Source organism: Aeromonas sp. FDAARGOS 1416 (assembly GCF_019048085.1).
GTDB classification, from domain to species: domain Bacteria; phylum Pseudomonadota; class Gammaproteobacteria; order Enterobacterales; family Aeromonadaceae; genus Aeromonas; species Aeromonas veronii.
The window spans coordinates 527649-554123 of the sequence record NZ_CP077301.1 but is presented as its reverse complement, the minus strand read 5'-3'; the positions used below and the strand labels follow the sequence as shown (position 1 = coordinate 554123).

Annotated in this window: 26 protein-coding genes and 2 tRNA genes; 13 read left to right on the top strand and 15 right to left on the bottom strand. The window is 59.0% G+C overall.

All coding sequences use genetic code 11. The annotated features are described in order from the left end of the window. Window position 1: 1 nt before the first annotated feature. Genes trpD through trpA form a run of 4 tightly spaced genes read left to right on the top strand, consistent with a single transcriptional unit; the run spans window position 2 to window position 4570 of the window. Window positions 2-1030 (top strand): anthranilate phosphoribosyltransferase, encoded by a 1029-nt coding sequence (trpD, locus tag I6L46_RS02560; RefSeq protein WP_216977302.1) that lies wholly within the window; start codon window positions 2-4, stop codon window positions 1028-1030. Next, window positions 1030-2526 (top strand): bifunctional indole-3-glycerol-phosphate synthase TrpC/phosphoribosylanthranilate isomerase TrpF, encoded by a 1497-nt coding sequence (trpCF, locus tag I6L46_RS02555; protein WP_216977301.1) that lies wholly within the window; start codon window positions 1030-1032, stop codon window positions 2524-2526. The genes trpD and trpCF overlap by 1 nt, the downstream gene beginning before the upstream one ends. Before the next feature lie 47 nt (window positions 2527-2573). Beyond that, window positions 2574-3767 carry a tryptophan synthase subunit beta gene (gene trpB / locus I6L46_RS02550; RefSeq protein WP_005347359.1) on the top strand — a complete coding sequence of 398 codons (1194 nt, stop codon included), beginning with the start codon at window positions 2574-2576 and terminating at the stop codon, window positions 3765-3767. Continuing rightward, entirely contained in the window at window positions 3764-4570 is an 807-nt protein-coding gene (gene trpA / locus I6L46_RS02545) for a tryptophan synthase subunit alpha (RefSeq protein WP_043851420.1), read from the top strand. Before trpB ends, trpA begins: the two co-directional genes overlap by 4 nt. Here trpA and I6L46_RS02540 read toward each other — a convergent pair. Then, a complete protein-coding gene (locus I6L46_RS02540) occupies window positions 4567-4725 on the bottom strand; it encodes a hypothetical protein (protein ID WP_216977300.1) in 159 nt (52 codons plus the stop codon). The two genes, trpA and I6L46_RS02540, sit on opposite strands and share 4 nt — an antisense overlap. Window positions 4726-4840: 115 nt before the next feature. On the opposite strand from I6L46_RS02540, the gene I6L46_RS02535 reads away from it, so the two are divergent. After that, the gene (locus I6L46_RS02535) at window positions 4841-6304 is read left to right on the top strand and encodes an ATP-binding protein (protein ID WP_216977299.1); all 1464 of its coding nucleotides are present in this window, start codon (window positions 4841-4843) and stop codon (window positions 6302-6304) included. A 434-nt stretch (window positions 6305-6738) separates the two neighbouring features. Here the strand turns inward: I6L46_RS02535 and I6L46_RS02530 are convergent, their stop codons facing one another. Further along, on the bottom strand, window positions 6739-7281 hold the full coding sequence (locus tag I6L46_RS02530; RefSeq protein WP_216977298.1) for a metal-dependent hydrolase: 543 nt from the start codon (window positions 7279-7281) through the stop codon (window positions 6739-6741). Between the two features lie 216 nt (window positions 7282-7497). Between I6L46_RS02530 and I6L46_RS02525 the strand changes: the two genes are divergently transcribed. Then, window positions 7498-8274 (top strand): BPL-N domain-containing protein, encoded by a 777-nt coding sequence (locus tag I6L46_RS02525; RefSeq protein WP_216977297.1) that lies wholly within the window; start codon window positions 7498-7500, stop codon window positions 8272-8274. A 183-nt stretch (window positions 8275-8457) separates the two neighbouring features. Here I6L46_RS02525 and I6L46_RS02520 read toward each other — a convergent pair whose 3' ends face one another. Beyond that, the gene (locus I6L46_RS02520) at window positions 8458-8607 is read right to left on the bottom strand and encodes a hypothetical protein (protein WP_005338159.1); all 150 of its coding nucleotides are present in this window, start codon (window positions 8605-8607) and stop codon (window positions 8458-8460) included. A 443-nt stretch (window positions 8608-9050) separates the two neighbouring features. On the opposite strand from I6L46_RS02520, the gene I6L46_RS02515 reads away from it, so the two are divergent. Next, window positions 9051-11150, top strand: a complete 2100-nt coding sequence (locus I6L46_RS02515; protein WP_216977296.1) for a hypothetical protein — start codon at window positions 9051-9053, stop codon at window positions 11148-11150. A gap of 78 nt (window positions 11151-11228) precedes the next feature. On the opposite strand, the gene I6L46_RS02510 is transcribed toward I6L46_RS02515, so the two are convergent. The 7 genes from I6L46_RS02510 to I6L46_RS02480 form a co-directional block, all read right to left on the bottom strand. Beyond that, a complete protein-coding gene (locus I6L46_RS02510) occupies window positions 11229-12437 on the bottom strand; it encodes a NupC/NupG family nucleoside CNT transporter (RefSeq protein ID WP_110302751.1) in 1209 nt (402 codons plus the stop codon). Window positions 12438-12795: 358 nt separating this feature from the next. After that, window positions 12796-13221, bottom strand: a complete 426-nt coding sequence (arsC, locus tag I6L46_RS02505) for a glutaredoxin-dependent arsenate reductase (protein WP_216977295.1) — start codon at window positions 13219-13221, stop codon at window positions 12796-12798. Between the two features lie 75 nt (window positions 13222-13296). After that, entirely contained in the window at window positions 13297-14361 is a 1065-nt protein-coding gene (arsB, locus tag I6L46_RS02500) for an ACR3 family arsenite efflux transporter (protein WP_123173495.1), read from the bottom strand. Window positions 14362-14470: 109 nt separating this feature from the next. Further along, the gene (gene arsA, locus I6L46_RS02495; protein WP_216977294.1) at window positions 14471-16234 is read right to left on the bottom strand and encodes an arsenical pump-driving ATPase; all 1764 of its coding nucleotides are present in this window, start codon (window positions 16232-16234) and stop codon (window positions 14471-14473) included. Between the two features lie 27 nt (window positions 16235-16261). Continuing rightward, complete coding sequence (arsD, locus tag I6L46_RS02490; protein ID WP_123173497.1) at window positions 16262-16630, bottom strand: arsenite efflux transporter metallochaperone ArsD; 369 nt, start codon at window positions 16628-16630, stop codon at window positions 16262-16264. Between the two features lie 4 nt (window positions 16631-16634). Continuing rightward, a complete protein-coding gene (locus I6L46_RS02485) occupies window positions 16635-17003 on the bottom strand; it encodes a helix-turn-helix transcriptional regulator (protein WP_005338181.1) in 369 nt (122 codons plus the stop codon). Between the two features lie 241 nt (window positions 17004-17244). After that, complete coding sequence (locus tag I6L46_RS02480; protein ID WP_005359119.1) at window positions 17245-17643, bottom strand: META domain-containing protein; 399 nt, start codon at window positions 17641-17643, stop codon at window positions 17245-17247. Window positions 17644-17800: 157 nt separating this feature from the next. On the opposite strand from I6L46_RS02480, the gene I6L46_RS02475 reads away from it, so the two are divergent. Beyond that, window positions 17801-18280, top strand: coding sequence for a hypothetical protein (locus I6L46_RS02475; RefSeq protein WP_120415110.1), 480 nt, complete (start codon window positions 17801-17803; stop codon window positions 18278-18280). A 1-nt stretch (window position 18281) separates the two neighbouring features. Here I6L46_RS02475 and I6L46_RS02470 read toward each other — a convergent pair whose 3' ends face one another. Further along, complete coding sequence (locus I6L46_RS02470) at window positions 18282-18761, bottom strand: putative 4-hydroxy-4-methyl-2-oxoglutarate aldolase (RefSeq protein ID WP_005338188.1); 480 nt, start codon at window positions 18759-18761, stop codon at window positions 18282-18284. A gap of 42 nt (window positions 18762-18803) precedes the next feature. Next, entirely contained in the window at window positions 18804-19211 is a 408-nt protein-coding gene (locus tag I6L46_RS02465) for a DUF3293 domain-containing protein (RefSeq protein ID WP_216977293.1), read from the bottom strand. 396 nt (window positions 19212-19607) lie between these two features. On the opposite strand from I6L46_RS02465, the gene arcA reads away from it, so the two are divergent. Then, on the top strand, window positions 19608-20327 hold the full coding sequence (gene arcA / locus I6L46_RS02460) for a two-component system response regulator ArcA (RefSeq protein WP_005338193.1): 720 nt from the start codon (window positions 19608-19610) through the stop codon (window positions 20325-20327). Window positions 20328-20489: 162 nt separating this feature from the next. Here arcA and I6L46_RS02455 read toward each other — a convergent pair. Beyond that, a tRNA-Gly gene (locus tag I6L46_RS02455) sits at window positions 20490-20564 on the bottom strand. A 15-nt stretch (window positions 20565-20579) separates the two neighbouring features. Further along, window positions 20580-20653: transfer RNA gene (locus I6L46_RS02450), tRNA-Gly, on the bottom strand. A gap of 201 nt (window positions 20654-20854) precedes the next feature. On the opposite strand from I6L46_RS02450, the gene cydD reads away from it, so the two are divergent. From cydD to I6L46_RS02430, 4 genes are all read left to right on the top strand, one after another. After that, entirely contained in the window at window positions 20855-22624 is a 1770-nt protein-coding gene (gene cydD / locus I6L46_RS02445; RefSeq protein WP_216977292.1) for a cysteine/glutathione ABC transporter permease/ATP-binding protein CydD, read from the top strand. Continuing rightward, window positions 22617-24347 carry a cysteine/glutathione ABC transporter ATP-binding protein/permease CydC gene (gene cydC, locus I6L46_RS02440; RefSeq protein WP_216977291.1) on the top strand — a complete coding sequence of 577 codons (1731 nt, stop codon included), beginning with the start codon at window positions 22617-22619 and terminating at the stop codon, window positions 24345-24347. Before cydD ends, cydC begins: the two co-directional genes overlap by 8 nt. Window positions 24348-24510: 163 nt before the next feature. Then, window positions 24511-24882, top strand: coding sequence for an Rcs stress response system protein RcsF (rcsF, locus tag I6L46_RS02435; protein ID WP_101529794.1), 372 nt, complete (start codon window positions 24511-24513; stop codon window positions 24880-24882). A gap of 9 nt (window positions 24883-24891) precedes the next feature. After that, window positions 24892-25278: a DUF488 domain-containing protein gene (locus I6L46_RS02430; RefSeq protein ID WP_058057756.1), complete on the top strand. Its 387-nt coding sequence runs from the start codon at window positions 24892-24894 to the stop codon at window positions 25276-25278. Window positions 25279-25440: 162 nt separating this feature from the next. Here I6L46_RS02430 and I6L46_RS02425 read toward each other — a convergent pair whose 3' ends face one another. Further along, window positions 25441-26436, bottom strand: a complete 996-nt coding sequence (locus I6L46_RS02425; protein WP_216977290.1) for an NAD-dependent epimerase/dehydratase family protein — start codon at window positions 26434-26436, stop codon at window positions 25441-25443. Window positions 26437-26475 lie beyond the last annotated feature (39 nt).

The window sequence follows — 26475 nt, the reverse complement described above, 5'->3', positions numbered from 1 at the left end:
CATGCATCAACATCTCAACACCCTCTATCAGGGTCAGTCTCTGAGCCGTGAAAGTACCCGTGACGCCTTCGGCCAGGTGGTTCGTGGCGAAGTGGATCCCATCGTGCTCGCCAGTCTCCTGACCGCTCTCAAGATCAAGGGGGAGACCCCGGAGGAGATCGCCGGCGCCGCCGAGGCTCTCTTGGCAGAAGCGCGCGACTTCCCGCGTCCGGACTATGAATTTTGCGACATCGTCGGCACCGGTGGTGATGGCCTCAACACCATCAACGTCTCCACCACCTCGGCGCTGGTCGCCGCCGCCTGCGGCCTGAAAGTGGCCAAGCACGGCAACCGCTCGGTCTCGAGCAAGTCGGGTTCGAGCGATCTGCTCGATAAAATGGGCATCAAGCTCGACATGAGCCCGGCGCAGGCGCGCCGCTGCCTGGATGAGCTCGGCATCTGCTTCCTGTTCGCCCCCCAGTACCACGCCGGGGTGCGCCATGCCATGCCGGTGCGCCAAGCCCTCAAGACCCGCACCCTGTTCAACGTGCTGGGGCCGCTTATCAACCCCGCTCGCCCCACCTATCAGCTGATGGGGGTCTATGCCCCCGAGCTGGTGCGCCCCATCGCAGAAACCCTGCTGGCACTGGGGCTGAAAACCGGTATGGTGGTGCACGGTGCCGGGCTGGATGAGATTGCCATCCACGGCCCGACCCAGGTGGCCCAGATCCGTGACGGCGAGATCCGCGAATTTATGATCACCCCGGCTGACTTTGGCCTGGAGACCTATCCGGTCAGCGCCATTCAGGGCGGGGAACCGGAAGAGAACCGCGCCATCACCGCCGCCATTCTGGAAGGGCGTGGCACCCCGGCCCACAACGCCGCCATCGCCGCCAATGTGGCACCGCTGCTGCTGATGGCGGGCAAGGCGAAGGATCTCAAGAGCGCGGCAGCCGAGGTGCTGGCGGTGCTGGCGAGCGGCAAGGCAGCGGATCTGGCTGCTCGGCTGGCTACTCTGAGCCATCAGGAAGCGGGCCATCAGGAGGCATGATGTCAGCCACCACGTTGCACAACAGTCATTCAGAACGCCCACTGGGCAAGAGCCAGTTTCGCAAGGATAACGAGATGTCAGACCTTATTGCCCCCCATGCTTTTCTGAACATGGCCTCCATCAGCCAGACCATCCTCGGCAAGATCGTGGCGGCCAAGCAGGAGTGGATTGCCGCCCGCAAACTGGCCCAGCCGCTGGCGAGCTTCCAGAGTGCGCTGACCCCCAGCGATCGGGATTTCGTCGGGGCGCTCAAGGCGGGCTCCACCCGCTTTATTCTGGAGTGCAAGAAGGCCTCCCCCTCCAAGGGCTTGATCCGCGGTGACTTCAGCCCGGAGGCGATCGCCGACATCTATGGCAAATACGCCACCGCCATCTCGGTGCTGACCGACGAGAAGTTCTTTCAGGGGGATTTTGCCTTTTTGCCACGGGTGCGCAGCCGCGTCAGCCAGCCGGTGCTCTGCAAGGATTTCATGATTGACCCCTATCAGGTCTATCTGGCCCGCCACTATGAGGCGGACGCCATCCTCTTGATGCTCTCGGTGCTCACCGACGAGGGCTATCGCGCCCTGTTCGCGGTGGCCAAAGAGCTGGGTCTTGGCGTGCTCACCGAGGTGAGCAACGAGGAGGAGCTGACCCGCGCCATCGCGCTGGGGGCGCCGGTGATTGGCATCAACAACCGGGATCTGCGCGACTTGAGCGTCGATCTGAACCGCACCAAACAGCTGGCTAAAGATATTCCGAGCGATCGGGTGGTGATCAGCGAGTCCGGCATCAACCACCGCGCTCAGGTGGCGGATCTGCGCCACCACGCCAAGGGCTTTCTGGTGGGCTCGTCATTGATGGCCGAGCCGGATCTGGAAGCGGCTGTGCGCAAGCTGGTACTGGGCCAGAACAAGGTGTGCGGCCTGACCCGCGCCGAGGATGCCGCCGCTGCCCATCAGGCGGGCGCGGTGTTTGGCGGTCTTATCTTTGTGGCGAAAAGCCCGCGTTATGTGGACATCCCCGCCGCCCGCGCCGTGATGGCGGGTGCGCCGCTCGCCTATGTCGGGGTATTTCGCAACGCCCAGCCCGCCACCATTGCCAAGACGGTGGATGCGCTGGGACTCGCCGCAGTCCAGCTGCATGGGGATGAGGATGCCGCCTATATCGATACCCTGCGCCCACTGCTGCCCGCTGGCTGCCAGATCTGGAAAGCGATTGGCATCACAAGCGGCGAGCCGCTGCCCGCCCTCGACTACCCGGCCGATCGCCTGCTGCTGGATACGAAAGTCGGCAACCAGAGCGGCGGCACCGGTCAGGCGTTCGACTGGGCCCTGTTGGCCACCCTCGATAAAGCCAAGCTGATGCTGGCGGGGGGCCTTAATCCCGACAACGCCCTGCAAGCGGCACAAGTGGGCTGCCTCGGACTTGATTTCAACTCCGGGGTAGAAAGTGCCCCGGGCCAGAAGGATGCGCACAAGATTGCAGCCGCCTTCGGCGCACTGCGCAACCTGTAACGCAACCCTTTTTGATGTTTCGATTTAGCTAATACAAGGAAGAAGCCATGACCCTGCTCAACCCGTTTTTCGGTGAATTTGGCGGTATGTATGTACCCCAAATCCTTATCCCGGCCCTGCTCCAGCTGGAGAAAGCCTTTGTCGATGCCAAGGATGATCCGGCCTTTATCGCCGAGTTTCAGTCCCTGCTGACCGAGTATGCCGGCCGCCCGACCCCGCTCACCCTGACCCGCAATCTGACCAAGGGCACCAAGACCCGCCTCTATCTGAAGCGTGAAGATCTGCTGCACGGCGGCGCCCACAAGACCAACCAGGTGCTGGGTCAAGCCCTGCTCGCCAAGCGGATGGGCAAGAGCGAGATCATCGCCGAAACCGGCGCCGGTCAACACGGTGTGGCCACTGCGCTGGCTTGCGCCCTGCTCGGCCTCAAGTGCCGGGTCTACATGGGCGCCAAGGATTGCGAGCGCCAGAAGCCCAACGTCTTTCGCATGAAGCTGATGGGCGCCACCGTCATTCCGGTGCACTCAGGCTCGTCCACCCTGAAAGATGCCTGTAACGAGGCGCTGCGCGACTGGGCCGCCAACTACGAGTCGGCCCACTACCTGCTCGGCACCGCCGCGGGCCCACACCCCTTCCCCACTATCGTGCGGGAGTTCCAGAAGATGATCGGCGAAGAGGCCAAGGCCCAGTGCTTCGAGAAGGAAGAGCGCTTGCCCGATGCGGTGATCGCCTGCGTCGGCGGCGGGTCGAACGCCATCGGCATGTTTGCCGACTTTATCGATGAGCCGTCGGTGCGCCTCATCGGCGTCGAGCCGGGTGGTCACGGTATCGAGAGTGGCGAGCACGGTGCGCCGCTCGGTCACGGCAGCAAGGGGGTCTTCTTTGGCATGCACTCCTACCTGATGCAGGACAATCAGGGCCAAATTCAGGAGTCCTACTCCGTTTCTGCGGGGCTGGATTTCCCCTCCGTCGGCCCGCAGCACGCCCACCTGGCCGCCATCGGCCGCGCCGAGTACCCCTCGGTGACCGACAAGGAGGCGCTGGACGCCTTCCAGGAGCTGGCCAAATCCGAAGGCATCATACCGGCGCTGGAGTCATCCCACGCGCTGGCCCATGCCCTCAAGATGGCCCGCAGTGAACCGGAAAAAGAGCAGGTGCTCATCGTCAACCTCTCCGGCCGTGGCGACAAAGATATCTTCACCGTCGCTGACATTTTCGAGAAAGAAGGAACCTTGTCATGAACCGTTACGCACAACTCTTCTCCCGTCTGGACGCGGCCAATCAGGGCGCCTTTGTGCCGTTCGTGATGCTGGGTGACCCCACTCCTGAACTCTCCTTGGCCATCGTCGATGCGCTGGTGGAAGGGGGCGCCGATGCCCTTGAGCTCGGCATTCCCTTCTCCGATCCGGTGGCGGACGGCCCCACCATTCAGGGCGCCGCCCTGCGCGCCTTTGCCAGCCACACCACCCCGGACGACTGTTTCGAGCTGCTCGGCCGCATCCGTGCCAAGTACCCGCAGCTGCCCATTGGCCTGCTGGTCTACGCCAACCTGGTCTATGTGCGCAAAATCGATGGCTTCTACGAGAAGTGCCAGCAGGCGGGCGTGGATTCGGTGCTGGTTGCCGATGTGCCGGTGCAGATGTGCGCCCCCTACAAGGCGGCCGCCGACAAGTTCGGTATCGACAGCATCTTTATCGCCCCGCCCAATGGCGACGCCGAGACCCTGAAACAAGTGGCGGAGCTTGGCAATGGTTACACCTATCTGGTGAGCCGCGCGGGCGTGACCGGTGCCGAGACCAAGGCCGGCATGCCGGTGGAAGGTCTCATCAATACCCTGCGCGAGTTCAATGCCCCCCCCGCCCTGCTCGGCTTTGGCATCAGCGAACCGGCTCAGGTGCGTGAGGCCATCGCCGCTGGCGCCGCCGGTGCCATCTCCGGCTCCGCCGTGGTAAAGATCATCGAGACCCACCACCAGAACCCGGAGCATATGCTGACTCGTCTGAAGGAGTTTGTGGAAGGGATGAAGGCCGCAACCAACCGCTAAATAGGTGCAATAGCCTGATCGCCAAAATCAGAATAGAAATGGCTATCATCCCAAGCCTGAATGGTGCCCAATTGGGCGCCATTTTTATGCCTATGCTTTTCAATTAACACAGCAAATTCGCCATACCACCAGTCACGAATAAAATTCGTCAGCATGAAATTTTTCTCTATCCCTCTTTTCCATTTCAAATGGCACCATTAGTATGGTCAAATGGAAACCATTCTTTGTCATGAGACAAAAATATTTTTATTAATATAGGTTCTCTTGAATATGAAAAAATTTGACTTAAATATTGACCGAATGTTGGAAAACTGGGATGCATTTCATGCAATTCGTGAAATTATTGCTAACGCCCTTGATGAACAAGCATTAACCCAATCCCAAGATGTAATTATCACACATAATGAACATGGACAGTGGTGTATTCGGGACTTCGGGCGTGGGCTTAGACATGAACATTTCACCATGAATGAAAATCAGGAAAAGCTTGATCATCCCAATCTCATAGGTAAGTTTGGTGTTGGTTTAAAAGATGCTCTAGCAACATTTGATCGTTTAGGAATTGAAACAAGAATTCGTTCTAAGTTTTGCGATGTGACATTCGATCGCTCAGAAAAACATGACTTCTCAGATATCATAACTCTGCATGCTTGCATATCTGAACCATCAGATCCAACATTTATTGGCACTGAATTCATCTTAACCGGTTGCTCACATGGTGATATAGAAAAAGCAAAGCAACTTTTTTTAAAATTCTCTAGAGAAGATTTGCTTGAAAAAACTAATTATGGAGAGATCCTTAGTAAAAAAGGAAGTGTTTCATACATATACATCAATGGAATTCGGGTCGCTGAAGAAGATAACTTTCTCTTTTCTTACAACATAACTTCTTTAACAGCTGCAATAAAAAAAGCTCTTAACCGAGAAAGAACCAATGTTGGTCGCACCGCATATTCTGAAAGAGTAAAATCTATTCTACTATCCTCATCTTCAGAGGTCATTGCCAAAGCACTTGTTAACGACCTTAGTAACTTTGGACATGGAACACTCCACGATGAAATGAAGTGGACAGATGTATCCGTCCACGCATCAAAGATAACCAATGCTTCTGGAGATGTATTATTTCTCACCAGTGACGATATCATTAATGCCCCTCGTTTCGTTGAAGAGGCTCGAGCATGCGGTCGGCAAATAATTACTATCCCTAGTGTTGTGAAAGATAAGTTATCTGGCCAGATCGATGTAGAGGGGAATAAAATTCAGGATTTAAGCCACTTTGTATCCGAATGGAATGACAGTTTTGAGTTTAAATTCATTCAACCTGACATGCTTACAAAAGAAGAATATTCAATATTCAACATGACACATAAAATTGCTAGTCTTGTTGGCGGGCTCCCAGCTAATGTCAAAGATATAAAGATTTCAGAGACGATGCGTTCTGAGTTCGGTGGATTTTCAGAAGCATGTGGTCTCTGGACTGGCACCGAGATCATAATAAAACGGAGTGAACTTGTTTCTATAGAGCGTTATTCCGCTACTTTGCTCCATGAGGTTGCACATGCCCGTAGTGGAGAGTCTGATATTACTATCGGTTTTGAGCTGGAGTTAAGCTCACTTCTTGGAATGGTTGCCTCTAAAGCACTCCACGGAAGTTATGACTCTAATAAAATAATTAGTGACAGCCATTCACTCTCATCGAAGAAAAAAGGCTTTTGGGCTCGACTGTTTAGCTAAAAAAATGGGACACCAACTTTTATAAACAAGGCATGGCATAGCCAACATTCAAAATGATGGGTGTCCCAGCTCTACCGCATCTCAGTCCAAAAAGTTAACGTTGGAAAATTTGAAAAGTTGCATGACAGAAATCAGCCGAAAAACAAAACAACTGGCCACACTCTGCTTTTCCCTGTTTCTGTTAAGACTCGGATTTCGCGCCTTTGGCTATGTCCAGCTTTATCACAATCCGAATGATCCCTACGGTATATCGGATTTGATTGAAGTGGCGTTAGCCTTCATATATCTGGTGAGTCTGGGTCTCTGCATACTACATGCCCTGTGGATATTACTCCGACACCGGGATCAGGGTGCCTTGGGGGCATCAGCCATGCTCGCCCTCTGTGCCCTCCAGTGGCACAGTTATGACTATCTTCATCACTTGACCGCCAGTCTTAGCATCCCCTAGGACCCCTGCCCCACACCCGCCACCCCATCAATACCAGCATCAATACAACCCCCGGCAGCCAGACCCAGTAGAGCTCGGAGAGGATCACCGCCTCACCTCGGGCGGTGAGATAAGCCTGCAGCTTGAAGGGGGCGACCCGAATCACCTGCCAAGGGGCAAAAAATCGCTCGTCACGCCACGGCCAGAGCCAGCCAACCCCCTTGCCGCCGGTGGTGAGGGAATCGAGCAGGCTATGGGAGAGCAGAGAGACCAGCAGAAACGACCAGACAGTGGCAGCACGGGCCCTTAACTGGCGGTGAAACAGCGTGGCCAGCGTGGGTAGGGCAAAAGCGAACAACAGGGAGTGGGTAAAGCCGCGGTGGCCAAAGACATGGCCATAGGCAACCCCCAGTTTAAAGGCGAGCACATCGGCATCGGGCAGCATGGCGATGGCAACCCCAGCCAACAACAGGCGGGGCGGGATAATCCGGCTGCCAAGCCCGAGTCCAAGGCTGAGAGGGACGGCAGCGTGGGTGACTATGGTGGGCATAGAGTGAAGCTCCAACTGAAAACGTGAGCCTACCCTACCCCCGCTCGGTGAAGTGAAGGTGAAGTGTGCCCACTGTATTGGTTCGCTGTTAGCTAAACGCAGCGCCAATCAGCGTTGGCGCGTTAACTTGAAATGTTCATTTAACTGCGGCTGACATGCAGAACGGGATCGTGATAAGTAGTCTCTTCGGTTCACATCACAGGGAAAGTGGCAGCGATGAATGTACCAAAAAGCGTCATGCAGATTGCGAGCGTTATCAGCCTCTGGTTAATGACAGGGGGCATGGCAGAGGCCGCCTCTGCACAGCCGCAGCAAGAGCCGTACGCACTGATCTATAACGGGCCGGTTTCTGATGGGGATAGCACCAGAGCGATTGCGGATGTGGTCAAGCAGGTGGGCTTGCCGGTCAGGTATCTCTCCAATATCGAGGCGCTGCCCGCAGAGCTCGATAATGCCAGGGTGTTTATCGTTGGCGGCACTGAGGACGATGTTGAGCCGCTCCTCAACGCCTTCACCGCGGACGCTCGTTCGGCGTTAAAAACCTATCTGCAGAACGGTGGCCGCTACCTCGGGATCTGTGGGGGTGCCTTTGTGGCATCCACCGGCTGGTCTGAAGAAGAGGGCTTTGTGCCGGCGCTGGGCCTTGTCCCTGCCACATCCGATGATTATGACGGCGACTTTAGCGCCAGGATCTTCCCGATCAGCTGGCTTGGTGAAGAGCGCCAGATGTATTACCAGGCCGGCCCGCAATTTACGCCGGTGCCAAGCCCAGAGCAGGTCAAGGTCATCGCCCATTTTCAAAACCATCATATTGCCGCGCTGATCAGCTCATACGGCAAAGGCAAGGTGGCCGTTTCCGGGCCACACCCCGAAGCACCCGAATCGTGGAAAGCGAACGCGGTGGACGGCGACAAGATGGAGTCGAATATTCATCTGGCTGCAGGACTCGTTAACGAGTTGCTCTCCGAAGAGCCCGTCACCGATGCGAAGTAGTCACATCCCTACGCCCCTGGATGTGACCCCATTGCTCGGCCCGGAAGTCAGGCCAGCCAATCGGCAGCAATCCATAAAAAAAACCACCGACCTGCAAAAGGTCGGTGGTTTTTTTATCGGTGGTAGATAACGGGTAGCCGATACGAAGGGTTCGCTACCTCAACTTTCGCCCGGGAACGAGTACTACTCTTCCTGCTCCTCCGGCTGTCTCTCCTCACCCCGTATCTGTAGCAGCTCTTCGACCCTGGCTTGCCACTTGTCGTGGGCCTGTTTGCGCTCCTGCTGCATAAATGCTTCTCGCATGGTGTCGATTTTCTGGTCAAGTGTTTCCATCAGAGTGTCTCCTTGTGTGACCGCGTAAAGACTGGCTGACGGCGCGTTGGCCAACCTGCTCCCCTAATCTGACACCGCTAATGCCGTTACTGCCCAATCAAATAATCGATTGGAAGTGCCAAAACCAATCTAAAAATTCTTTTTCATGTATGCGCCACCACGCCAGCGCAAGGGAAACAGGCCGTTCCGAGCGGGATGATCCGGCACGCGGCCAACACGTTGTTGAGTGTGGTCGTCCCCCTTTTCAGGGGAATGGGGCGCCGCTGCCCCATCCGTCCAGTGGGGGAGACCAGCAGATTTCCGGGATGTTGCTGTGCCCATGATCACACAGTCACAACTCTCGCCCTCCTCTCACCGCGCCCCCGCTTTTTATCATCTAGAGTTACCGGGCAGTCCAAAGCTGCTGATTTATATACATTCGCCGCCAAGAGGGATCTTTTTTCATGACCGAGCATATCGATCTGCTACCTATCAGCACGGATGATGAGCAGGACGCAGGTAACCGTTACCTCTACTACACCGAAGGGGATCTGGCCCGCATTCTTGCCAATCTGGAACAACTGCGCCACGCGGTGTTTCCGGCCGCCATCGGAGAGAGCGAAACGGGCGCCGCCGTGCCCCACAGCTTTCCGTCCGTCTGTCTGGTGGGGCTGGGGCGCTGCGGCTCCAACATCGCGCAGGATGTGGCCTCGCTGGTCTACAACGCCCGCAGCTTTTATCTCAATGAATTCAACAGTGAAGAGCAACGCAAGCGGGAGAAGGAGTTTGGCCCGGTAAGCTGGATCCGGCGCAACCTGCGGCTGCCAAACAACGGGGCCCGGCCGGTCTTTCTGATCGAGCCCATGGTGATGTTGGGGGATCTGGACAAGGACATTGATGGCCGCATCCGCCACTCCAATCGCAGCGGCGAAGGTGGCTCCTTGCGTGACTATGCCAAGATGCGGGTGATGGACTTGTCGGAGATCCACGCGGGAGGTGCGGGTAACGCCCCCATCCTTGGCCAGTATCTGGCCAAGATCATCCTCAACAAGAGCCCCCACTACTTCGCCAACTCCGAGTGGCAGGCCATTCATACCTATCTGGTGGACTCCTGCGGCATCAAGGCCAACCAGTCCCGCCTCTATTTCTACATTTTCAGTGCCGGGGGTGGCACCGGCTCCGGCATGGCCTCCGAGTTCGGGCTGGCCCAGCAGTACTCCTACATGAGCAAGACCTTTTCACCCCCGTCAGAAGAGGAGGAGCACCTCTCCCTCGGGGAGCACTTCATGTTCGATCCCATCTTCACCAGCGGCATCTGCATCCTGCCCAATATCTGTGATCGGGGTATCGAGATCTCGGAAGCCCTGCACATCAACGCGGGGCGTTTGCTGTGCAAATACCTGGCCGAGGAGTGGGACTTCTCCTATCACTTCGACAACGAGCAGGCGTGCGATGTCAGCATGCTCAAGCGGATCAGGCCCTGGAATGCCATGATGCTGATCTCCAACGACATCATGCGCTACGCCGAAGAGAGCGACGATGGCGAGATCCAGCATGTTGATGTCAACACCATGGAGAAGTACGCCAACCAGTACATCTCCCAGCAGATCTTCAACATTCTCACCGCCCAGGCCGTCACCACCGACTACGACGAGAACTACTTTCGCCGGGCGGGCATCGACATCAGCGAGACCATTCGGCTCGATGCCAACGACCTCTTTATGAGTCTGGCGGGGCCGGTGGCGGTGGCGTATGCCGAATCCATCTCGCCCCCCGGCGGCCTGTTTGACAAGGAGGACGGGCTCAATGTGGACGATCTCTTCACCCGTTCCATCGAGCTGCCCCACTTCAACAAGATGACCCAGGCCATCGAGGGGATCAGTCTGCTGCCCATCGAGGCGGGCAACTATCGGGAGTATCTGGACGACTATGTGAAAAGTGGCCATGACCCGGCCCACCTCAACGAGCTGCACTTCTTCAAGAACTGCTCCTCTGTGGTGTCGATAATCTCCCTGCCCAAGGAGTACAAGCTCTCCTACATGGATCTCAACCGGCTCAAGTCTCACCTCAACGGGCTCTTCCCCAATACCACCCTCAAGCGCTATGCGCTGGTCATCGGGGCGTCGGCCAACATCTCCCTCACCACCCTGATCGTCAAGAGCCCCTGCCTGAGCGATGACTTCCTGACCCTGATCGTGGCCTTTATCAAGCGCTGCTTTGCCAAGGATCACTATCGCTTCGATGAGCATCTGGACAAGGCGGTGATCGAGATGATCAGCAATGAGGAGTGGAACGACACACTGCTCGACAGCATGCTCAACGAGTTCGAGAACCCGGCCAAGATCCTCGATACCAATTGGTACGCCATCAAGCCCATGTATGAGAAGAAATATCGGGAGCTTATCCGCGAGAAGGAGAAGTTCGTCTCCATCAACGATATTCGCCTCAGCCGTGAATCGGTGAAAAAGGCGCTGCTCTATCTGCGGGAGATCTATCGCCACCGGGTCAGCAAGACCCGGATCCTCTCCCTCAACCCAAGGTTGGGGGAAGCGAACGCTCGCTAGCACCCTGCCCATAAAGCAAAGCGCCCGCCCCAGATGGGGCGGGCGCTTTTTTTACTGGCGCAGCCTCGTTTTATCTCATCAGAGGGAGACAAAGATCCCAGCCAGGGTGGCGCTCATCAGGTTGGCGAGGGTCGCCGCCAGCACCGCCTTGAAGCCCATATTGGCCACATCGTGACGGCGCTCCGGCGCCATGGTGCCGATGGAGCCAAGCTGCACTGCAATGGAGCCCAGGTTGGCAAAACCGCAGAGGGCGAAGGTGATGATGATCTGGGTATGGGCACTCAGGTCAGCCTTGATATTGGCAAAGTCCAGATAGGCGACAAACTCGTTCATGATCACCTTCTGACCAATAAGCGATCCTGCCGCCATCATCTCGCTGGCGGGCACGCCAATCAGCCAGGCCACCGGAGCAAACAGATAGCCCAGCAACTGCTGCAGGGAGAGATCGGCCCAGCCGAACCACTCGCCGACAGTGGTGAGACCAGCGTTGATCATGGTGATGACGCTGACAAAGGCGAGCAGGATGGTGCCGATGGCCACCGCGATCTTCATGCCGCCCATGGCGCCGCCCGCCAGTGCGTCAATGGCGTTGCTGTAGTCGCTCTTGTCGAGGGTGATCTCGGTCTGATCGCTCACCTGCTGCTGCTCCGGCACCAGCAGTTTGGCCATCAGCAGGCCACCGGGCGCCGCCATAAAGGAGGCGGCAATCAGGTATTTCAGATCCACACCCAGACCGGCGTAACCGCCCAGTACCGAGCCCGCCACCGAGGCCATGCCGCAGGTCATCACCGCAAAGAGCTCGGAGCGGGTCATACCGGCGAGGAAGGGGCGAATAAGCAGCGGCGACTCCCCTTGCGACAGGAAGATGTTACCGGTGGCCACCAGGGATTCGGCGCGGCTGGTGCCGAGCAGGCGGTGCACGGCGCCGCCCAGCACCCGGATCACCCACTGCATGATGCCGAAGTGGTAGAGCACGGCGATCAGCGCGCTGATAAAGATCACCAGCGGCAGCACCCGCACGGCGAAGATAAAGCCGTTGCTGGCCAGATCGCCAAACACGAAACGAATGCCGCTGTCGGCGAAGCCGAGCAGGGCGGAGACGCCATTGCTCATGGCACCGAGCATGATTTGTCCGGGGGGGAAATAGAGCACCAGGGCAGCAAAACCGGTTTGCAGGGCGAGCGCACCCAGCACGGTTCGCCAGCGGATGGCTCGGCGGTTTTCACTCGCCAGCCAGGCGATAAACATCAGGGCCAGCATACCGACCAGACTCAATAACAGTGTCATCTTGCACCTATGAAGAGAGGAGTTTCATATGGCAAGTCTGCAGACAGGCGTCGCGGGCGATCCGGCGGGAGAAGTGCCGACCCACGCGACACGCAGACCACAAACCTACAGGTTAGTGGCGGGTCCCATCCTGGGGTCATTCACGTTCCGGGTGACAGCATGTATCGGGTGACGCCAGTGCCGTCGCAGGGGGAGATGCGGCCGGGTGGCAGGTCGGGCGGCGATGGTACAGTGATCATCGTCACAGAAAAAGCGGTAAAACGATTGGCCGGAATAACTTTTTCAACTTGTTCACACAACGAAACAGGGCCAGCGTGAAGCTGGCCCTGTTTCAATCCGTACTTGAGTACTCAGATGATTACTTGAGGCGCTTGCCGCTCGCATCCACCACCTGCTCGCCATCCTCCTTGGCGAAGGCCCCTTTTTGCTGATCGGGCAGTATATCGAGCACCACCTCGGATGGGCGGCACAGCTTGGTGCCGATGGGCGTGACCACGATGGGCCGGTTGATGAGGATGGGGTGGGCCAGCATGGCATCGACCAGCTCATCATCGCTGAAACGATCTTCCGCCAGCCCGAGCGCCTCGTAGGGCGGCACGTTCTTGCGCAGCAGATCGCGCACCGGCATGTCCATGGCGGCGATCAGCGCCACCAGCTGGTCACGGGAGGGTGGCGTCTCCAGATAGTGGATGACAGTGGGCTCCACGCCGCTGTTACGGATCAGCTCCAGGGTATTGCGGGAGGTACCACATTCCGGGTTGTGATAGATGGTGATTGCACTCATTTGCGTGTCTCTCATTAATCAAGTGAATAGAAAATGGATAGCATCAGTTCGCGGCCAGCTGTTAGCGGCCATCAGTTAGCGGCTCAGCCCTGCTTCGTACCAGGGTTTGCTGGCGTTAACCACCCGCACCACCAGCAGCATGACCGGCACCTCGATCAGCACCCCGACTACGGTGGCGAGCGCCGCGCCGGAGTGAAAACCGAACAGGCTGATGGCGGCGGCCACCGCCAGCTCGAAGAAGTTGGAGGCACCGATCAGAGCGGAAGGACAGGCGACCGAGTGCTTCTCCCCCACCTTGCGGTTGAGCCAGTAGGCGAGCCCTGAGTTGAACATCACCTGGATCAGGATGGGCACCGCCAACAGGGCGATAACCAGCGGCTGCTCAATGATGGCGTTGCCCTGAAAGGCAAACAGCAGCACCAGAGTGAGCAGCAGGGCCGCCACCGACCAGGGCTGGATGCGGGTCATAACGCCGTCAAAATGGGCCTCTCCCTTTTTCAGCAAAGCCTTGCGCAACAGTTGGGCAATGATCACCGGAATGACGATATAGAGCACCACTGAAGTGAGCAGGGTATCCCACGGCACTATGATGCTGGAGACCCCGAGCAGCAACGCCACCAGCGGGGCGAAAGCAAACACCATGATGAGGTCGTTCACCGCCACCTGCGACAGGGTGAAGTAGGGATCGCCGTTGGTCAGGCGACTCCAGACAAACACCATGGCGGTGCAGGGTGCCGCCGCCAGCAGGATCAGCCCCGCCACATAGCTGTCGAGTTGATCTGCCGGCAGCCAGTCGGCAAACAGCACGCGGATAAACAGCCAGCCGAGGAAGGCCATGGAGAAGGGTTTGACCAGCCAGTTGATAAAGAGGGTGACCCCAATCCCCTTCATGTGGCCCTTCACCTGATGCAGGGCGCCAAAGTCGATCTTGAGCAGCATGGGGATGATCATCACCCAGATCAGCAGCCCCACCGGCAGGTTGACCTTGGCCACCTCCATGGCACCGATCGCCTTAAAGAGATCCGGCAACCCCTGCCCGAGGCCAATCCCCACCAGAATGCAGAGGGCGACCCAGGCGGTCAGATAACGTTCAAAAAAGCCGATGGCAGGCACGGCCTTGGCATCACATGTTGCAGACATCACAGCTCCCGATGCGGCGCAATTTCGCATCTTCTATTGGTTAAAAACACGGGTTTATAACAAGTAACGGCATATTCAAGCCGCCCCGGCAGCAGGCCGGGGCGGCGACTCAATGGTGCTGGCAGAGACGGCGCAGGGCATCGGGCCCCACCGGCTCCTCGGCGAGCAGCGGCACCACGGCGTAGCGGCTGGCATGTTGCTGCTCGACCGCCTCGATATGGGGCAACTGGCGCTCGGCCCGCAGTTGCAGCAGCGGTGAGCTGACCGCGGCTTGCTGCAAGCTGTGGTTGATAAGCCAGCCCCAGGGCTCGATACCAGCCCGGCGCAGATCGGCCTGCAGATTGGCCGCCTCCTGTACCGGCGTCGGCTCGGGCAACGTCACAATCAGTACCTTGGTCTGCTTGGGATCCTGCAACTGCATCATGGGGGTGGTGAAGTGCAGCCCCTTGTTTCCCATCTGGCGAGCGATCTCCCTGTGGTAGGCGCCGGTGGCGTCCAGCAGCAGCAGGGTGTGGCCGGTTGGGGCGGTATCCATCACCACGAATCGCTTGCCCGCCTCGCGAATGATGCGCGAGAAGGCCTGAAACACGACAATCTCCTCGGTACAAGGGGAGCGCAAATCCTCCTCCAGCAGTGCTCGCCCCTGCTCGTCCAGGGCCGCCCCCTTGGTGGCCAGCACCTGGGCGCGGTAACGCTCGGTCTCGGCGTGGGGGTCGATGCGGCTCACCTCCAGATGATGCAGGCTACCTGCCAGCGTCTCGCTCAGGTGCGCGGCGGGATCCGAGGTGGTGAGGTGCACCGGCAGGCCGCGGCTCGCCAGCTCCACCGCCACGGCGGCCGCCAGCGTGGTTTTGCCCACCCCGCCCTTGCCCATCAGCATAATGAGGCCGTGACCGTCGCCGGCCAGCTCGTCCACCAGCGAACTCAACTCAGGCTGGGCTTGCTTGACAGTGGACGGTGCTGTCGGGGATTTAGCGGCTGTTCCCTCTGATTGCAGCAGCAGACGCAAACTGTCGAGCCCCACCAGATTGGTGGCCAGCAGCGGGATATGATCCTGCGCCAGCCCCTTTATCCCCTGCGGCATCTGGGCGAGAGCCTGTTGCTCGCGCTGCCAGAGCGCCATTGCCAGCGGATCTCCGGCAATAGCCCCCTCGGGGAAGAGGCCATTGATCACCAGTTGCTGGTTCAACAAGCCGATGGCGGCCAGCTCCTCGTGGGTGCGAGCCACTTCCCGCAGAGTGGATTGCTGGGCCCGCGCCACCAGCACCAGACGGGTGCGGGCAGCATCTGCCAGCGCGGCGACCGCGTCGGCATACTGGCTGCGCTGCTTCTCCAGCCCCGCCAGCGGACCAAGGCAGGAGGCATCCCCCTTGCCCTGCTCCAGAAATTCGCTCCAGGCGCCCGGCAGTTGCAGCAGCCGGATGGTGTGACCGGTTGGGGCCGTATCAAAGACGATATGGTCATACTCGGCCAGCAGTGTTTGGTCGGTCAGCAGGGCGGTGAACTCGTCAAAGGCGGCGATCTCGGTGGTGCAGGCGCCGGAGAGCTGCTCCTCGATGCTGCGCACCACGCTCTCGGGCAACTTGCCGCGCACCGGCCCGACAATCCGCTCCCGATAAGCTTTGGCCGCCGCGGGGGGATCTATCTCCAGCGCCGACAAACCGGACACAGCGGCGATGGTGGTGACGCGATTGCCGATCTCGGTGGCAAACACCTGCCCCACGTTGGAGGCAGGGTCGGTGCTCACCAGCAGCACCCGCTTGCCAATATCACACAGCGCTACCGCACTGGCGCAAGCCAGCGAGGTCTTGCCCACCCCGCCCTTGCCGGTGAAGAAGAGAAACGGCGGTGGATTGGTCAGAAAATGGTACATAGCCTCTCCCGAATGGTGCGTCACGACTCAGCAGCAACCGCTGCCAGAGCAGCAGCCGCCCTTGACGATCCCCTTGATGGCCGCTTGTGGCGCAGGCAGCCCGGCATAACGAGCCAGCTCGCTGCGGCTCGGATAACGGCCGGTCAACACCACCTGTCCCTCCACCAGCACCAGCGGCAACCCCTCCTCCCCGGCGTGGGTCAGAAAAGCGCTGACGGCAGGCGTCTCGGCAAACTGCATCGGCTGCTGGGCCAGATTGAAACGCTCGATGACAACTCCCTGCTCCTTGGCCCAGGCAAGGTCGGCTGCGAAGGTGACCAGTGCCTGATCAACCTCGGTACCGCAGACACCGCTGGAGCAGCAGAGGGCGGGATCAAAAATCTGAATGGAGGACATGCCATTACTCCTTGTTGCAGCAGGGCTGCGCAGGCAGAACATGGGGGGAGCAGGCTGACTCGGCACGCATCACGCCGCACGCCTCGGGATGACCGGCGCAGCACTCCTCGGTGAGGTAGGCGATCACATCCAGCATCAGGGGAATATTGGCGCGGTAGCGCAGAAAGCGCCCCTCCTGCTCCACCGACAGCAGACCGGTGTTGAGCATCGCCTTGAGGTGAAACGAGAGGGTATTGGGGGCAATATCGAGCTCGCTGGCCAGTTCACCGGCGACCCGCCCCTCCAGCCCGGCCTTCACCAGCAGCCGCCATACATCGAGCCGGATGCCGGATGCCAGCGATTCAAAGACCTTGGTGGCCATCTCTTTGTTCATCTTTACTCCCCTTGGTGTAACCTTTAATTTCAACTATACAAGAACTATTGAAATGATCAAGATACGTACCGAAGCGAAGATACGAGGTTCTGACATCAAACCGAGCAAAAAGGGGAATCGACGAGTGAACAACCGTTGCGGACGAGCACACAGGGCTCGTCGCAGATAAACAGACGCCCTCCAGAGGGAGGGCGTGTATCAGACAGTCAGAGCTGTCGGTGCAATCAGACGAACGCGTGCCTTATTTGGCAGCTGGCACAGCGTTGAAGGTGAGCAGGGCCGCCTTGTTGGCATCGCTCAGAGTCAGCTGGTTGCCGTTGATGGAGTAGGTTGCCACCTTCTCCAGCTTTTGCAGGAACTCGGTCTCTTTGTTCATGGCGTCGCCGATGCACATCATGCGAGTGGAGCCCATGGCGCCCAGCGTCAAGACACCGTCACCCTGCTTGGTGATGCCGCCAAAATAGCGGTTGCAGCCGCCCTTGCCCGCCACCTTGCCGTCGACCACTTGCAGGGTGAAGGTATCGCCGGTGGCGCCTTGCAGCTGCCAGCTGGATGCTTGCAGTTGAGCCATGCTGGAACCCGTTGCCATTGCGCAGCCTCCCAGTGCCAGCGCGGCCAGCAGAGTCAGTTTCTTGTTCATGGATTCACCTCTTAATGATTAGAGCCATCAATACGGCAGCCTGTTTATCATGGCTGACGCCCATGCCAAAGGATTTTATTGTGATCTCCCTTCACTTTACTACCAGCTGGCATGTGCCATGCTTAGGCTCAGTTCCGGACCCAGGGAGGGGAAACGAATGGTCAAATCACTCATCATCACACTGCTTGCAACCTGCGCCAGCATGGCCGCACAGGCCGCCGATTGGGCAGTGGTTCAGCCGCAATCCAACCCGTCTCTCTATGTCAAAAGTTACTCGGGTGTGTTGCTCAATGGCCATAGCCATCACAGCGACAGTTTTGATCTCTGGCTGGTCAATAGCGGCTATCAATATCCGGTGGTGGATGATGTGACCCTCTTTATGGAAGCGGGCCCGGCGGTGGCGGATCAGAACCGCCAATCAGGTTTCAATATGAGCTCCGGTGTACGCTACCAGCTCTCTCCGGCATTCAATATCGGCAGCCAGATCAAGCATCTCGATCTCAACAAGGCCAGCACCCTGCTGGAGCTCAACTCCAGCCTGCTGCTGACACCCAGACTCTCTCTCACCGCCAACTACGGCGTCAGCGCCATCACTGCCGATCAGGCGCTGAGCCTGGGGGTCGGTTTCAACTTCTGAATCAGATCAGCGGCGTGGCACTCACTACCACGCCGTTGCGATCCGCATAGACGTAATCCCCTTCGTGGATGGTCACACCGGCAAAGCTGACCACCGCCCCCAGCTCTCCCAATCCCCGCTTCTCGGTCTTGACCGGACAGGCCGCCAGCGCCTTGACCCCGAGTGCCAATGTCGCCAGGGTGCCCACATCTCGGGCCGCGCCGTGGATCAGGATACCCTCCCACCCCTGCTCCACCGCCTTGACCGCCAGTTGATCACCCAGCAGCGCACGGCGCAGCGAGCCGCCGCCGTCGATCACCATCACCTTGCCGTGACCGGGGCGGGTCACCAGATCCCGCACCAGACTGTTGTCTTCATAACAGGAGAGCGTTACGGCGCGACCATAAAAGAGGGCCTTGCCGCCAAAATCCTGAAACACCGGGTCGGCCACTTGCAGCAAGTCGCCATGTTGATCGCAGAGGTCGGGCAGGAGATCCAGCATGATTTGATTCCTTTCAGATGCATGAAGGTGTTCATTCTTTCATCAGGCAAGGTTTCTGGCAATCCAGAAGGATTCAATATTGCCCAAGCAAACTGCTGATTTATCCGTCAATACCGGTGTCAGCCAGAGCTGGCCATCCTCCACCCAGTAGATGGCGTTCTGGCCAAAACGCGCAGCCAGCTGACAGGCTTGTGGCAGGGATAGCGCCACCGCCAGCGATGACTCCTGCCAGCGTTCGTCCGGGTCAGATCCCCAAAATGGCCCCACCACGGGCACATGCAAATCCACAGTCAGATGGCGCCACAGCGCCCGTTCCCGCCGCATATTGCGTCGTTCTGTGACCCACTGGCTGGCCGGATTCCAGGCTGTGATGATGGCAAAGGCAGACCAGCTTGGTGGCTCAAATGGCGCGATAAAGCAGATTTTCTTGTAGTTTTCCCACAAATTCATGTCAATCACATGTTACATTCCATTACATTTTATAGGGGCGAAAACCCGGTTCAGGCCAAGTATGATGCTGCTGTACCAGGGTTTGACCTATATCAAATCAGAGTTAAAAAGTTGCTATCTGACGGCAAAGAGTGTTGTTATGCTCCTGTTAACTGATAAAATGCGGCCACTTTCGTAATGGACGACCTTTCCAGGCTCTACTCGACCAGACTTGTCGGGAACCTATAAGTGGCACAGGGATACTTGCCGGTACTGATGCCTAATTCGCGATATTCCGACCTGACTCTCATACCCAGGATGACGTAATAAATTTTCAGGATCAGTCAGGAAATCGGTTTGAAACGCCAAAGAGTGTTAAATTTAAGATAATTAACTGATAAGAATCTGGGAATACTCATGCAAACACCACACATTCTGATCGTCGAAGACGAGCTGGTCACACGCAATACCCTGAAAAGCATTTTTGAAGCCGAAGGCTACATCGTGCTCGAAGCCAACAACGGCGACGAGATGCACCAGGCCCTCACTTCCCACACCATCAATCTGGTGATCATGGACATCAACCTGCCGGGCAAGAACGGCCTGCTGCTGGCCCGTGAGCTGCGTGAGAACGACAACATCGCCCTGATGTTCCTGACCGGTCGTGACAACGAAGTGGACAAGATCCTGGGTCTGGAGATCGGCGCCGATGATTACATCACCAAGCCGTTCAACCCGCGCGAGCTGACTATCCGTGCCCGCAACCTGCTGAGCCGCACCATGAACGTGGCTGCCGGTGGCGAAGAGAAGAAGCTGGTTGAGCGCTACCTCTTCAACGGCTGGGCGCTGGATATCAACAGCCGCGCACTGGTCAGCCCGACTGGCGACATGTTCAAGCTGCCGCGCTCCGAGTTCCGCGCCATGCTGCACTTCTGCGAAAACCCGGGCCAGATCCAGACCCGTGCCGAGCTGCTGAAGAAGATGACCGGCCGTGAGCTCAAGCCCCACGACCGTACCGTCGATGTGACCATCCGTCGCATTCGCAAGCACTTCGAAAGCGTCAACGATACTCCGGAGATCATCGCCACCATCCACGGCGAAGGCTACCGGTTCTGTGGTGAGCTGGAGCAGGAATAAGCTCCCGCTACGCTGTTGATCTGAAAAGGCGCCTTGGGCGCCTTTTCTGTCTCTGCGATTTGCCTTAAAAGCTGAGAAACGGTGAGCGTGACGTCGAACGGCGCACAAGACAGATGAAAAACAAAAAGCCCACTCGCAGGAGTGGGCTTTTTGTTTTTAAGCTGGAGCGGGCAGCGGGAATCGAACCCGCATCATCAGCTTGGAAGGCTGAGGTAATAGCCATTATACGATGCCCGCCTGGCATCTGAAATTTGGAGCGGGTGATGGGAATCGAACCCACGTATGCAGCTTGGGAAGCTACCGTTCTACCATTGAACTACACCCGCGTCAGGGCTCCTACTATATGCATTTTGCCGCCGAGCGCAATGGCGCCTTTGCCACTTTTTTCAATAAATCAATCTGTTCGGACAAGGATTGAACAGACGGTTGCTTTTTCAATCAAACATTTTCAACACAGATAATTTACAAGGTTGCCAAGGCCAAACGGCAAGGATAGTCTTGCGCCACTCGACGCGAGGATGGTGGTAATGGATAAAAAAACGCAAAAACGTCTCTATGGCTGGTTGCGCAAGCAATCGAGTCACGGTCGCCGCTGGATCACGATATCCATCGCTTTTGGCCTTGGCCAGGGCATTCTGATGGTGGCGCAAGCCTGGCTGCTGGCGACCCTGTTGCACGGCTTTATCATCGAAGGCTCAACGCCTGAGCAATCCATCACGCTCTTTATTACCCTGCTGCTGGTGACGCTTGGCAAAGCGGCGCTGGCCTATGGCCGCGAAGTGGCCAGTTTCAAGGCGGGCAGCGCGGTGCGCCAGACCATCCGCCAGCTGGTGCTCACTCGCTTGAGTCGTCTCGGCCCTGCCTATATCCAGCGCCGTCCGGCCGGTAGCTGGGCCAGCCTGTTGCTGGAACAGATTGAAAACATGCAGGATTTCTTCTCCCGTTATCTGCCGCAGATGGCCATCGCCGTCTTTATTCCGGTGGTCATTCTGGTGGCCGTGTTCCCGGTCAACTGGGCGGCGGGCCTGATCCTACTGGGCACTGCCCCCCTCATCCCTATCTTTATGATCTTGGTGGGTGTGGGCGCCGCCGATGCCAACCGCCGCAACTTTCAGGCGCTGGCCCGTCTCTCCGGCCACTTCCTCGATCGGCTGAAGGGGCTGCGTACCCTGCAACTCTTTATGCGTACCCAGGCAGAAGGTGACGCCATTCGCGACGCCTCGGAAGATTTTCGCGAGCGCACCATGGAGGTGCTGCGCCTGGCTTTTTTGAGCACCGCCGTACTGGAGTTCTTCGCCGCCATTTCAGTGGCGCTGGTCGCTGTCTACTTCGGCTTCTCTTATATCGACCATCTGAACTTTGGTAGCTATGGGGTAAAGGTCACCCTCTTTACCGGCCTGTTCGTGCTGTTTCTCGCCCCCGAGTTCTACGCCCCGCTGCGGGAACTGGGTGCCCACTACCACGCCAAGGCGCAGGCTATCGGCGCTGCCGAGCAGTTGCTGGAATTCCTAGAAGCCGAGGTGAGCGAGCCGGCCGCAGGCACAGCGCCGTTCCATGCCGACAGCCCGGTCAAGGTAGAAGCCAAAGGACTTGAAGTGCTGAGCGCCGAGGGCAAGGTGCTGGTCGGCCCCATCGACTTCACTTTGGAAGCCGGTTCGCGCACCGCCCTCATCGGCGTCAGCGGCGCAGGCAAGAGCTCGCTGGTCAACGCCCTGCTCGGCTTTGCTCCCTATCGTGGCGAGCTCAAGGTCAACGGGCAGGAGCTTGCCACCCTCGACATGAGCCAGTGGCGCCTGCAGTTAGGCTGGCTCTCGCAAAACCCGCAGCTGTTCCACGCCTCCTTGCGCGACAACCTGCTGCTGGCCAAGCCAACGGCCAGCGATGCCGAGCTGGAAGATGCCCTGAAACGGGCACAGGCGTGGGAATTTGCCATGGAGAAGGGGCTCGACTATCCGGTCGGCGATCAGGCCGGTGGCCTCTCGGTCGGTCAGGCCCAGCGTCTAGCACTGGCGCGAACCCTGCTCAAATCAACCCAGCTGATGGTGCTAGACGAACCAACCGCCAGTCTGGATCGCCACTCCGAACGCGCCATCATGACCACCCTCGAGCAGGCGATGGCGGGCCAAACCCTGCTGATGATCACCCACCGCCTCGATCAGCTCACCAAGATGGACAAGATCCTGGTGCTGGCCCACGGCCAGCTGGTGGAGCAAGGCAGCTTCCAGCAACTTAGTTCTGGGCAGGGGCCTTTTGCCCGCCTGCTCTCCCAACGTTCCGGAGGTTCTCTCGATGAGTGATCTGTTGCCGTTTCTGCGCCTCTATCGCCAACATTGGCTCAGCCTCACCATTGGTTTGCTGCTGGCGCTGGTGACCCTGGCCGCCGGCATGGGGCTGCTCTCCCTCTCCGGCTGGTTCCTCTCCGCCGCTGCCGTGGCGGGGATGACAGTTGCGACAACCCATGCCTTTAACTACATGACCCCCGCCGGCGGGGTACGCTTCTTCTCCATCATCCGCACCGCCGGTCGCTGGGGTGAGCGGGTGGTGAGCCACGACGCCACTTTCCGGGTGCTGACCCGGTTGCGGGTATGGTTCTGGCAAAAACTCTCGCCGCTCTCCACCGGCACCCTGGCCGGTTTCCGTCAGGCGGATCTGCTCAACCGACTGGTGGCAGACATCGATGCGATGGACCACGTCTATCTGCGGCTGCTCACCCCCATAGGCGCGGCCCTGCTCAGCACAGCCGGACTGGTCTTCTTCCTGTCGTTTTTCGACAGCCGCCTCGCCCTCACCCTGGGTGCCATTCTGCTGTTTGGCATGATTGCCCTGCCGCTGGTGTTCTACTTCCTCGGTCGTCGCCCCGGTCAGGCGCTGATTGCCGAAAAATCGACCCTGCGCACCCGGATGGTGGACTATCTGGATGGTCAGGCCGAACTGCAGATGTTTGCAGCCGCCCCCAAGGCGCTGGTGGAGCTGCAACAGGCCGAACAGGCGCTGCTCACTGCCCAGGCCCGGATGGCCAAGGTGAGCGGGCTGGCCAACTTCTCGGTGCAACTGCTGAGCGGCTGGACCCTGACCCTGATGCTCTGGCTGGCCGGTCATGGCGTGGCGGGCGCGGCCCCCGACCCCATTACCGCGCTGATGGTGTTTGCCACCCTGGCCAGCTTCGAGGCACTGATGCCGCTGGCCGGTGCTTTCCAGCACCTCTCCACCAGCCTCACCTCGGCCCGTCGTTTGAACGAGATCCTGCAAGAGGCAAAAGCCCCCGTGTGGGGCGACGAGCAGACTCACGCCAGCGCTGGCGCACTGCAAATCAACGACCTCTATTTTGGCTACCCGGGCAACCCCCAGCCGGTACTGCGTGGCTGCACCCTGCAACTGCACGCCGGTGAAAAGCTGGCGCTGCTGGGCCAGACCGGCTGCGGTAAATCAACCCTGATGGGGCTGCTGACCCGGGAGTGGAGCCCGCAGGCGGGCAAGATCCTGCTCGATGGCAAGCCGCTCACCGACTACAGCGAAGGGGCACTGCGCGCCTCCATCTCGGTAGTGAGCCAGCGGGTGCATCTGTTTGCCGATACCCTACGCGGCAACCTCAAACTGGCCGCCCCGACCGCCACTGACGAGCAGCTGATTGCGGTGCTGACCCAGGTCGGGCTGGCCAATCTGCTGGAAGATGAGGCGGGCCTCGACGCCTGGCTGGGTGACGGTGGTCGCCCCCTCTCCGGTGGTGAGCGTCGCCGTATCGCTATCGCCCGCGCCCTGCTGCACGATGCGCCGCTCTGGCTGCTGGACGAACCGACCGAAGGACTAGACAATCAGACCGAGCGGGAGATCATGGATCTGCTGTTCCTGCTCGGGGCAGATCGCACCTTGCTGCTCATCTCCCACCGCCTGCTGGGGATGGAGCAGATGGACCGGATTGCCCTGATGGAAGAGGGACAGATCCGCCTCTGCGCCCCTCACGACGAGCTGCTGGCGGATGATTACTACCGCAGCCTCTATCAGCGGCTGGCTCCGGTTTGATATCAGGCTGATGGGGGTCACACCCTGACAACAGGGCGCAAAACGGGGCTGGTCGCCGCAGGCGGCTGGCCCCTATAATGTCCCCCTCATTATTCAACAAGATGCCGACATGGAGCGCCCGCGCATTTCTACTGTCCTCATCACCGACACAAGATACGAGACGATGAAACGCCTGATCCTGATGATGCCCCTGATTGCTTCCGGCTGTGCCAACTACGCCTTCAACAGCAATCTGGATAAAGAGAACTTCGACGAATACTTCAAACCCGGTAGCGTGCGCATCTATGAACAGGATGAGCTGGCTGACCTCAACTACCTCTACCTCGGCACCATCGAGGGTGAATCCTGCCAGGCCGATGCCAACCAGCCGGTGCCCAACGCCGGTGAAGCGCGCACCCAGGCCCGTCGCCGCGCGGCAGACATGGGTGGCAACGGCGTCACCATCGACAAATGCGCCGAATTCAGCGACACCCCGGGCTGCCTGAAACAGGTGATCTGCTACGGGCAGGCGCTGAAAGTGGCCGAAGAGAAGTAACCCGCTGTCATGGCCCTTGCTATCGTTCGCCTTGGCAGCCCGCGCCTGCCCGATGAGGGACTGCGGATCGGCACGGTGCGCCGCCCGCCCCGCGGCGTACCCAAGAGCGAATTTGCCAGCCAGCATTGGTACGATGTCTGGTTCCCCAATCTGGCCCCCAGCAGCGAGACCATGAAGCTGGGGCAGGCAGCCGAGACACCCGCCCAGTGGGCAGCGTTTGGCAAACAGTACAAGGCCGAGATGGCGCAACCTGCCGCGAGGCACGATCTGGCGCTGCTGGCCGCCCTCTCCCACACCACCAATCTGTCGGTGGGTTGCTACTGCGAGCAGGAGTCCCGCTGCCATCGCGCCATCTTGAAAGAGCTGCTGGTAGCCGCTGGGGCCGCCATCCGCTAACTCGGTGAGCGACAGCGATGGGACGGGGAATCGCGTCAGCCTCTATTCGGCAACCATCAGGCATGGATAGACAGAGAGGGCATCCCGCAGGATGCCCTCTCTCGTTATGTTCGCGCTATTGCAGCAATTTTCGACAGCAGCGGCTCGATGCACTCTCTCTTATTACAAACTGGGCTCCAGCAGCTGCTGCCGCAGCAAAGCCTCCTCGGCCTGAGTCATGGCATGTTCCGCTACCCCGGCGGCAGGCTCGATGGCCAGCCAGTGGGCAAGGTCGGCGGCGGTCTCTTCCAGCGGCCGGAAATTCAACCCGTGGACGATGGCCGCCTCGGCGCTTATAGAGCCGTAACCGGCAAACTCCGCCTGCGCGCAGGGCAGCAGGGTGGGATAGCTCTGCCAGGGCTCGATTCCGGCTGCCATCAGGGTGGACCAGGGCAGCCACTCGGGCTGGATGGGGCGGGCGGGCTGCAACCGGGCGCTCAGCCGCTCCAGCCAGTCACTCAAGGTAATGCCTGATTTGAGCAAGTTGAATGTGCCCCCCAACTGCTGCTCGGCCGCACGCAACACAAACTCGGCACAGTCGCGCACATCGAGATACTGCAAGCGATCCTCGCCACTGCCCGGCAGCAACCAGGACCCGCCCTGCTGCACCCGCTTAATCCACCAGGCCATGCGCCCGGTAGGATCATGGGGGCCGCACAGCACGCCCGGGCGCAGGATGCAGAGCCGCTCGCCCCAGCGGGCGCGATACTCCTGCTCGCACAACACCTTAAGGGGGCCATAGTCAGTGGGCATTTCACCTTCGGGGATAGCATGCAGCGGCGCCGACTCATTCATCCCGGGCATTGAGAAATCGCGATAGACGCTGATGGTGGAGATAAAGATCAGCCGCGCGCAGCGCCCGAGCAAGGCGGCCGAGAGGCTTGCCGCCTGCTCGGGGCGATAGCAGCAGGTATCGATGACGAGATCCCACTGCAACCCGGCCCCTTGCAGGGCGCTCAGGCTCTTGTCCCTGTCGCCGGTGAGCTGCACCAGATCGCGCCAGTCCGGATGCTGGTGCAGGCCACGGTTGAACAGAGTCACTTCATGGCCCCAATCCAGTGCCAGCGCGGTAAGGTGGCGCCCCAAAAAGCCGGTGCCACCGATAATCAGCAGTTTCATCCCTCTCCCTCCCTTCGGCGCGAGTGCGCACATTTCATC

Coding starts and splice junctions, on each gene's coding strand:
- trpD (WP_216977302.1), top strand. CDS start 2: ATGCATCAACATCTCAACACCCTCTATCAGGGTCAGTCTCTGAGCCGT.
- trpCF (WP_216977301.1), top strand. CDS start 1,030: ATGTCAGCCACCACGTTGCACAACAGTCATTCAGAACGCCCACTGGGC.
- trpB (WP_005347359.1), top strand. CDS start 2,574: ATGACCCTGCTCAACCCGTTTTTCGGTGAATTTGGCGGTATGTATGTA.
- trpA (WP_043851420.1), top strand. CDS start 3,764: ATGAACCGTTACGCACAACTCTTCTCCCGTCTGGACGCGGCCAATCAG.
- I6L46_RS02540 (WP_216977300.1), bottom strand. CDS start 4,725: ATGCTGACGAATTTTATTCGTGACTGGTGGTATGGCGAATTTGCTGTG.
- I6L46_RS02535 (WP_216977299.1), top strand. CDS start 4,841: ATGAAAAAATTTGACTTAAATATTGACCGAATGTTGGAAAACTGGGAT.
- I6L46_RS02530 (WP_216977298.1), bottom strand. CDS start 7,281: ATGCCCACCATAGTCACCCACGCTGCCGTCCCTCTCAGCCTTGGACTC.
- I6L46_RS02525 (WP_216977297.1), top strand. CDS start 7,498: ATGAATGTACCAAAAAGCGTCATGCAGATTGCGAGCGTTATCAGCCTC.
- I6L46_RS02520 (WP_005338159.1), bottom strand. CDS start 8,607: ATGGAAACACTTGACCAGAAAATCGACACCATGCGAGAAGCATTTATG.
- I6L46_RS02515 (WP_216977296.1), top strand. CDS start 9,051: ATGACCGAGCATATCGATCTGCTACCTATCAGCACGGATGATGAGCAG.
- I6L46_RS02510 (WP_110302751.1), bottom strand. CDS start 12,437: ATGACACTGTTATTGAGTCTGGTCGGTATGCTGGCCCTGATGTTTATC.
- arsC (WP_216977295.1), bottom strand. CDS start 13,221: ATGAGTGCAATCACCATCTATCACAACCCGGAATGTGGTACCTCCCGC.
- arsB (WP_123173495.1), bottom strand. CDS start 14,361: ATGTCTGCAACATGTGATGCCAAGGCCGTGCCTGCCATCGGCTTTTTT.
- arsA (WP_216977294.1), bottom strand. CDS start 16,234: ATGTACCATTTTCTGACCAATCCACCGCCGTTTCTCTTCTTCACCGGC.
- arsD (WP_123173497.1), bottom strand. CDS start 16,630: ATGTCCTCCATTCAGATTTTTGATCCCGCCCTCTGCTGCTCCAGCGGT.
- I6L46_RS02485 (WP_005338181.1), bottom strand. CDS start 17,003: ATGAACAAAGAGATGGCCACCAAGGTCTTTGAATCGCTGGCATCCGGC.
- I6L46_RS02480 (WP_005359119.1), bottom strand. CDS start 17,643: ATGAACAAGAAACTGACTCTGCTGGCCGCGCTGGCACTGGGAGGCTGC.
- I6L46_RS02475 (WP_120415110.1), top strand. CDS start 17,801: ATGGTCAAATCACTCATCATCACACTGCTTGCAACCTGCGCCAGCATG.
- I6L46_RS02470 (WP_005338188.1), bottom strand. CDS start 18,761: ATGCTGGATCTCCTGCCCGACCTCTGCGATCAACATGGCGACTTGCTG.
- I6L46_RS02465 (WP_216977293.1), bottom strand. CDS start 19,211: ATGAATTTGTGGGAAAACTACAAGAAAATCTGCTTTATCGCGCCATTT.
- arcA (WP_005338193.1), top strand. CDS start 19,608: ATGCAAACACCACACATTCTGATCGTCGAAGACGAGCTGGTCACACGC.
- cydD (WP_216977292.1), top strand. CDS start 20,855: ATGGATAAAAAAACGCAAAAACGTCTCTATGGCTGGTTGCGCAAGCAA.
- cydC (WP_216977291.1), top strand. CDS start 22,617: ATGAGTGATCTGTTGCCGTTTCTGCGCCTCTATCGCCAACATTGGCTC.
- rcsF (WP_101529794.1), top strand. CDS start 24,511: ATGAAACGCCTGATCCTGATGATGCCCCTGATTGCTTCCGGCTGTGCC.
- I6L46_RS02430 (WP_058057756.1), top strand. CDS start 24,892: ATGGCCCTTGCTATCGTTCGCCTTGGCAGCCCGCGCCTGCCCGATGAG.
- I6L46_RS02425 (WP_216977290.1), bottom strand. CDS start 26,436: ATGAAACTGCTGATTATCGGTGGCACCGGCTTTTTGGGGCGCCACCTT.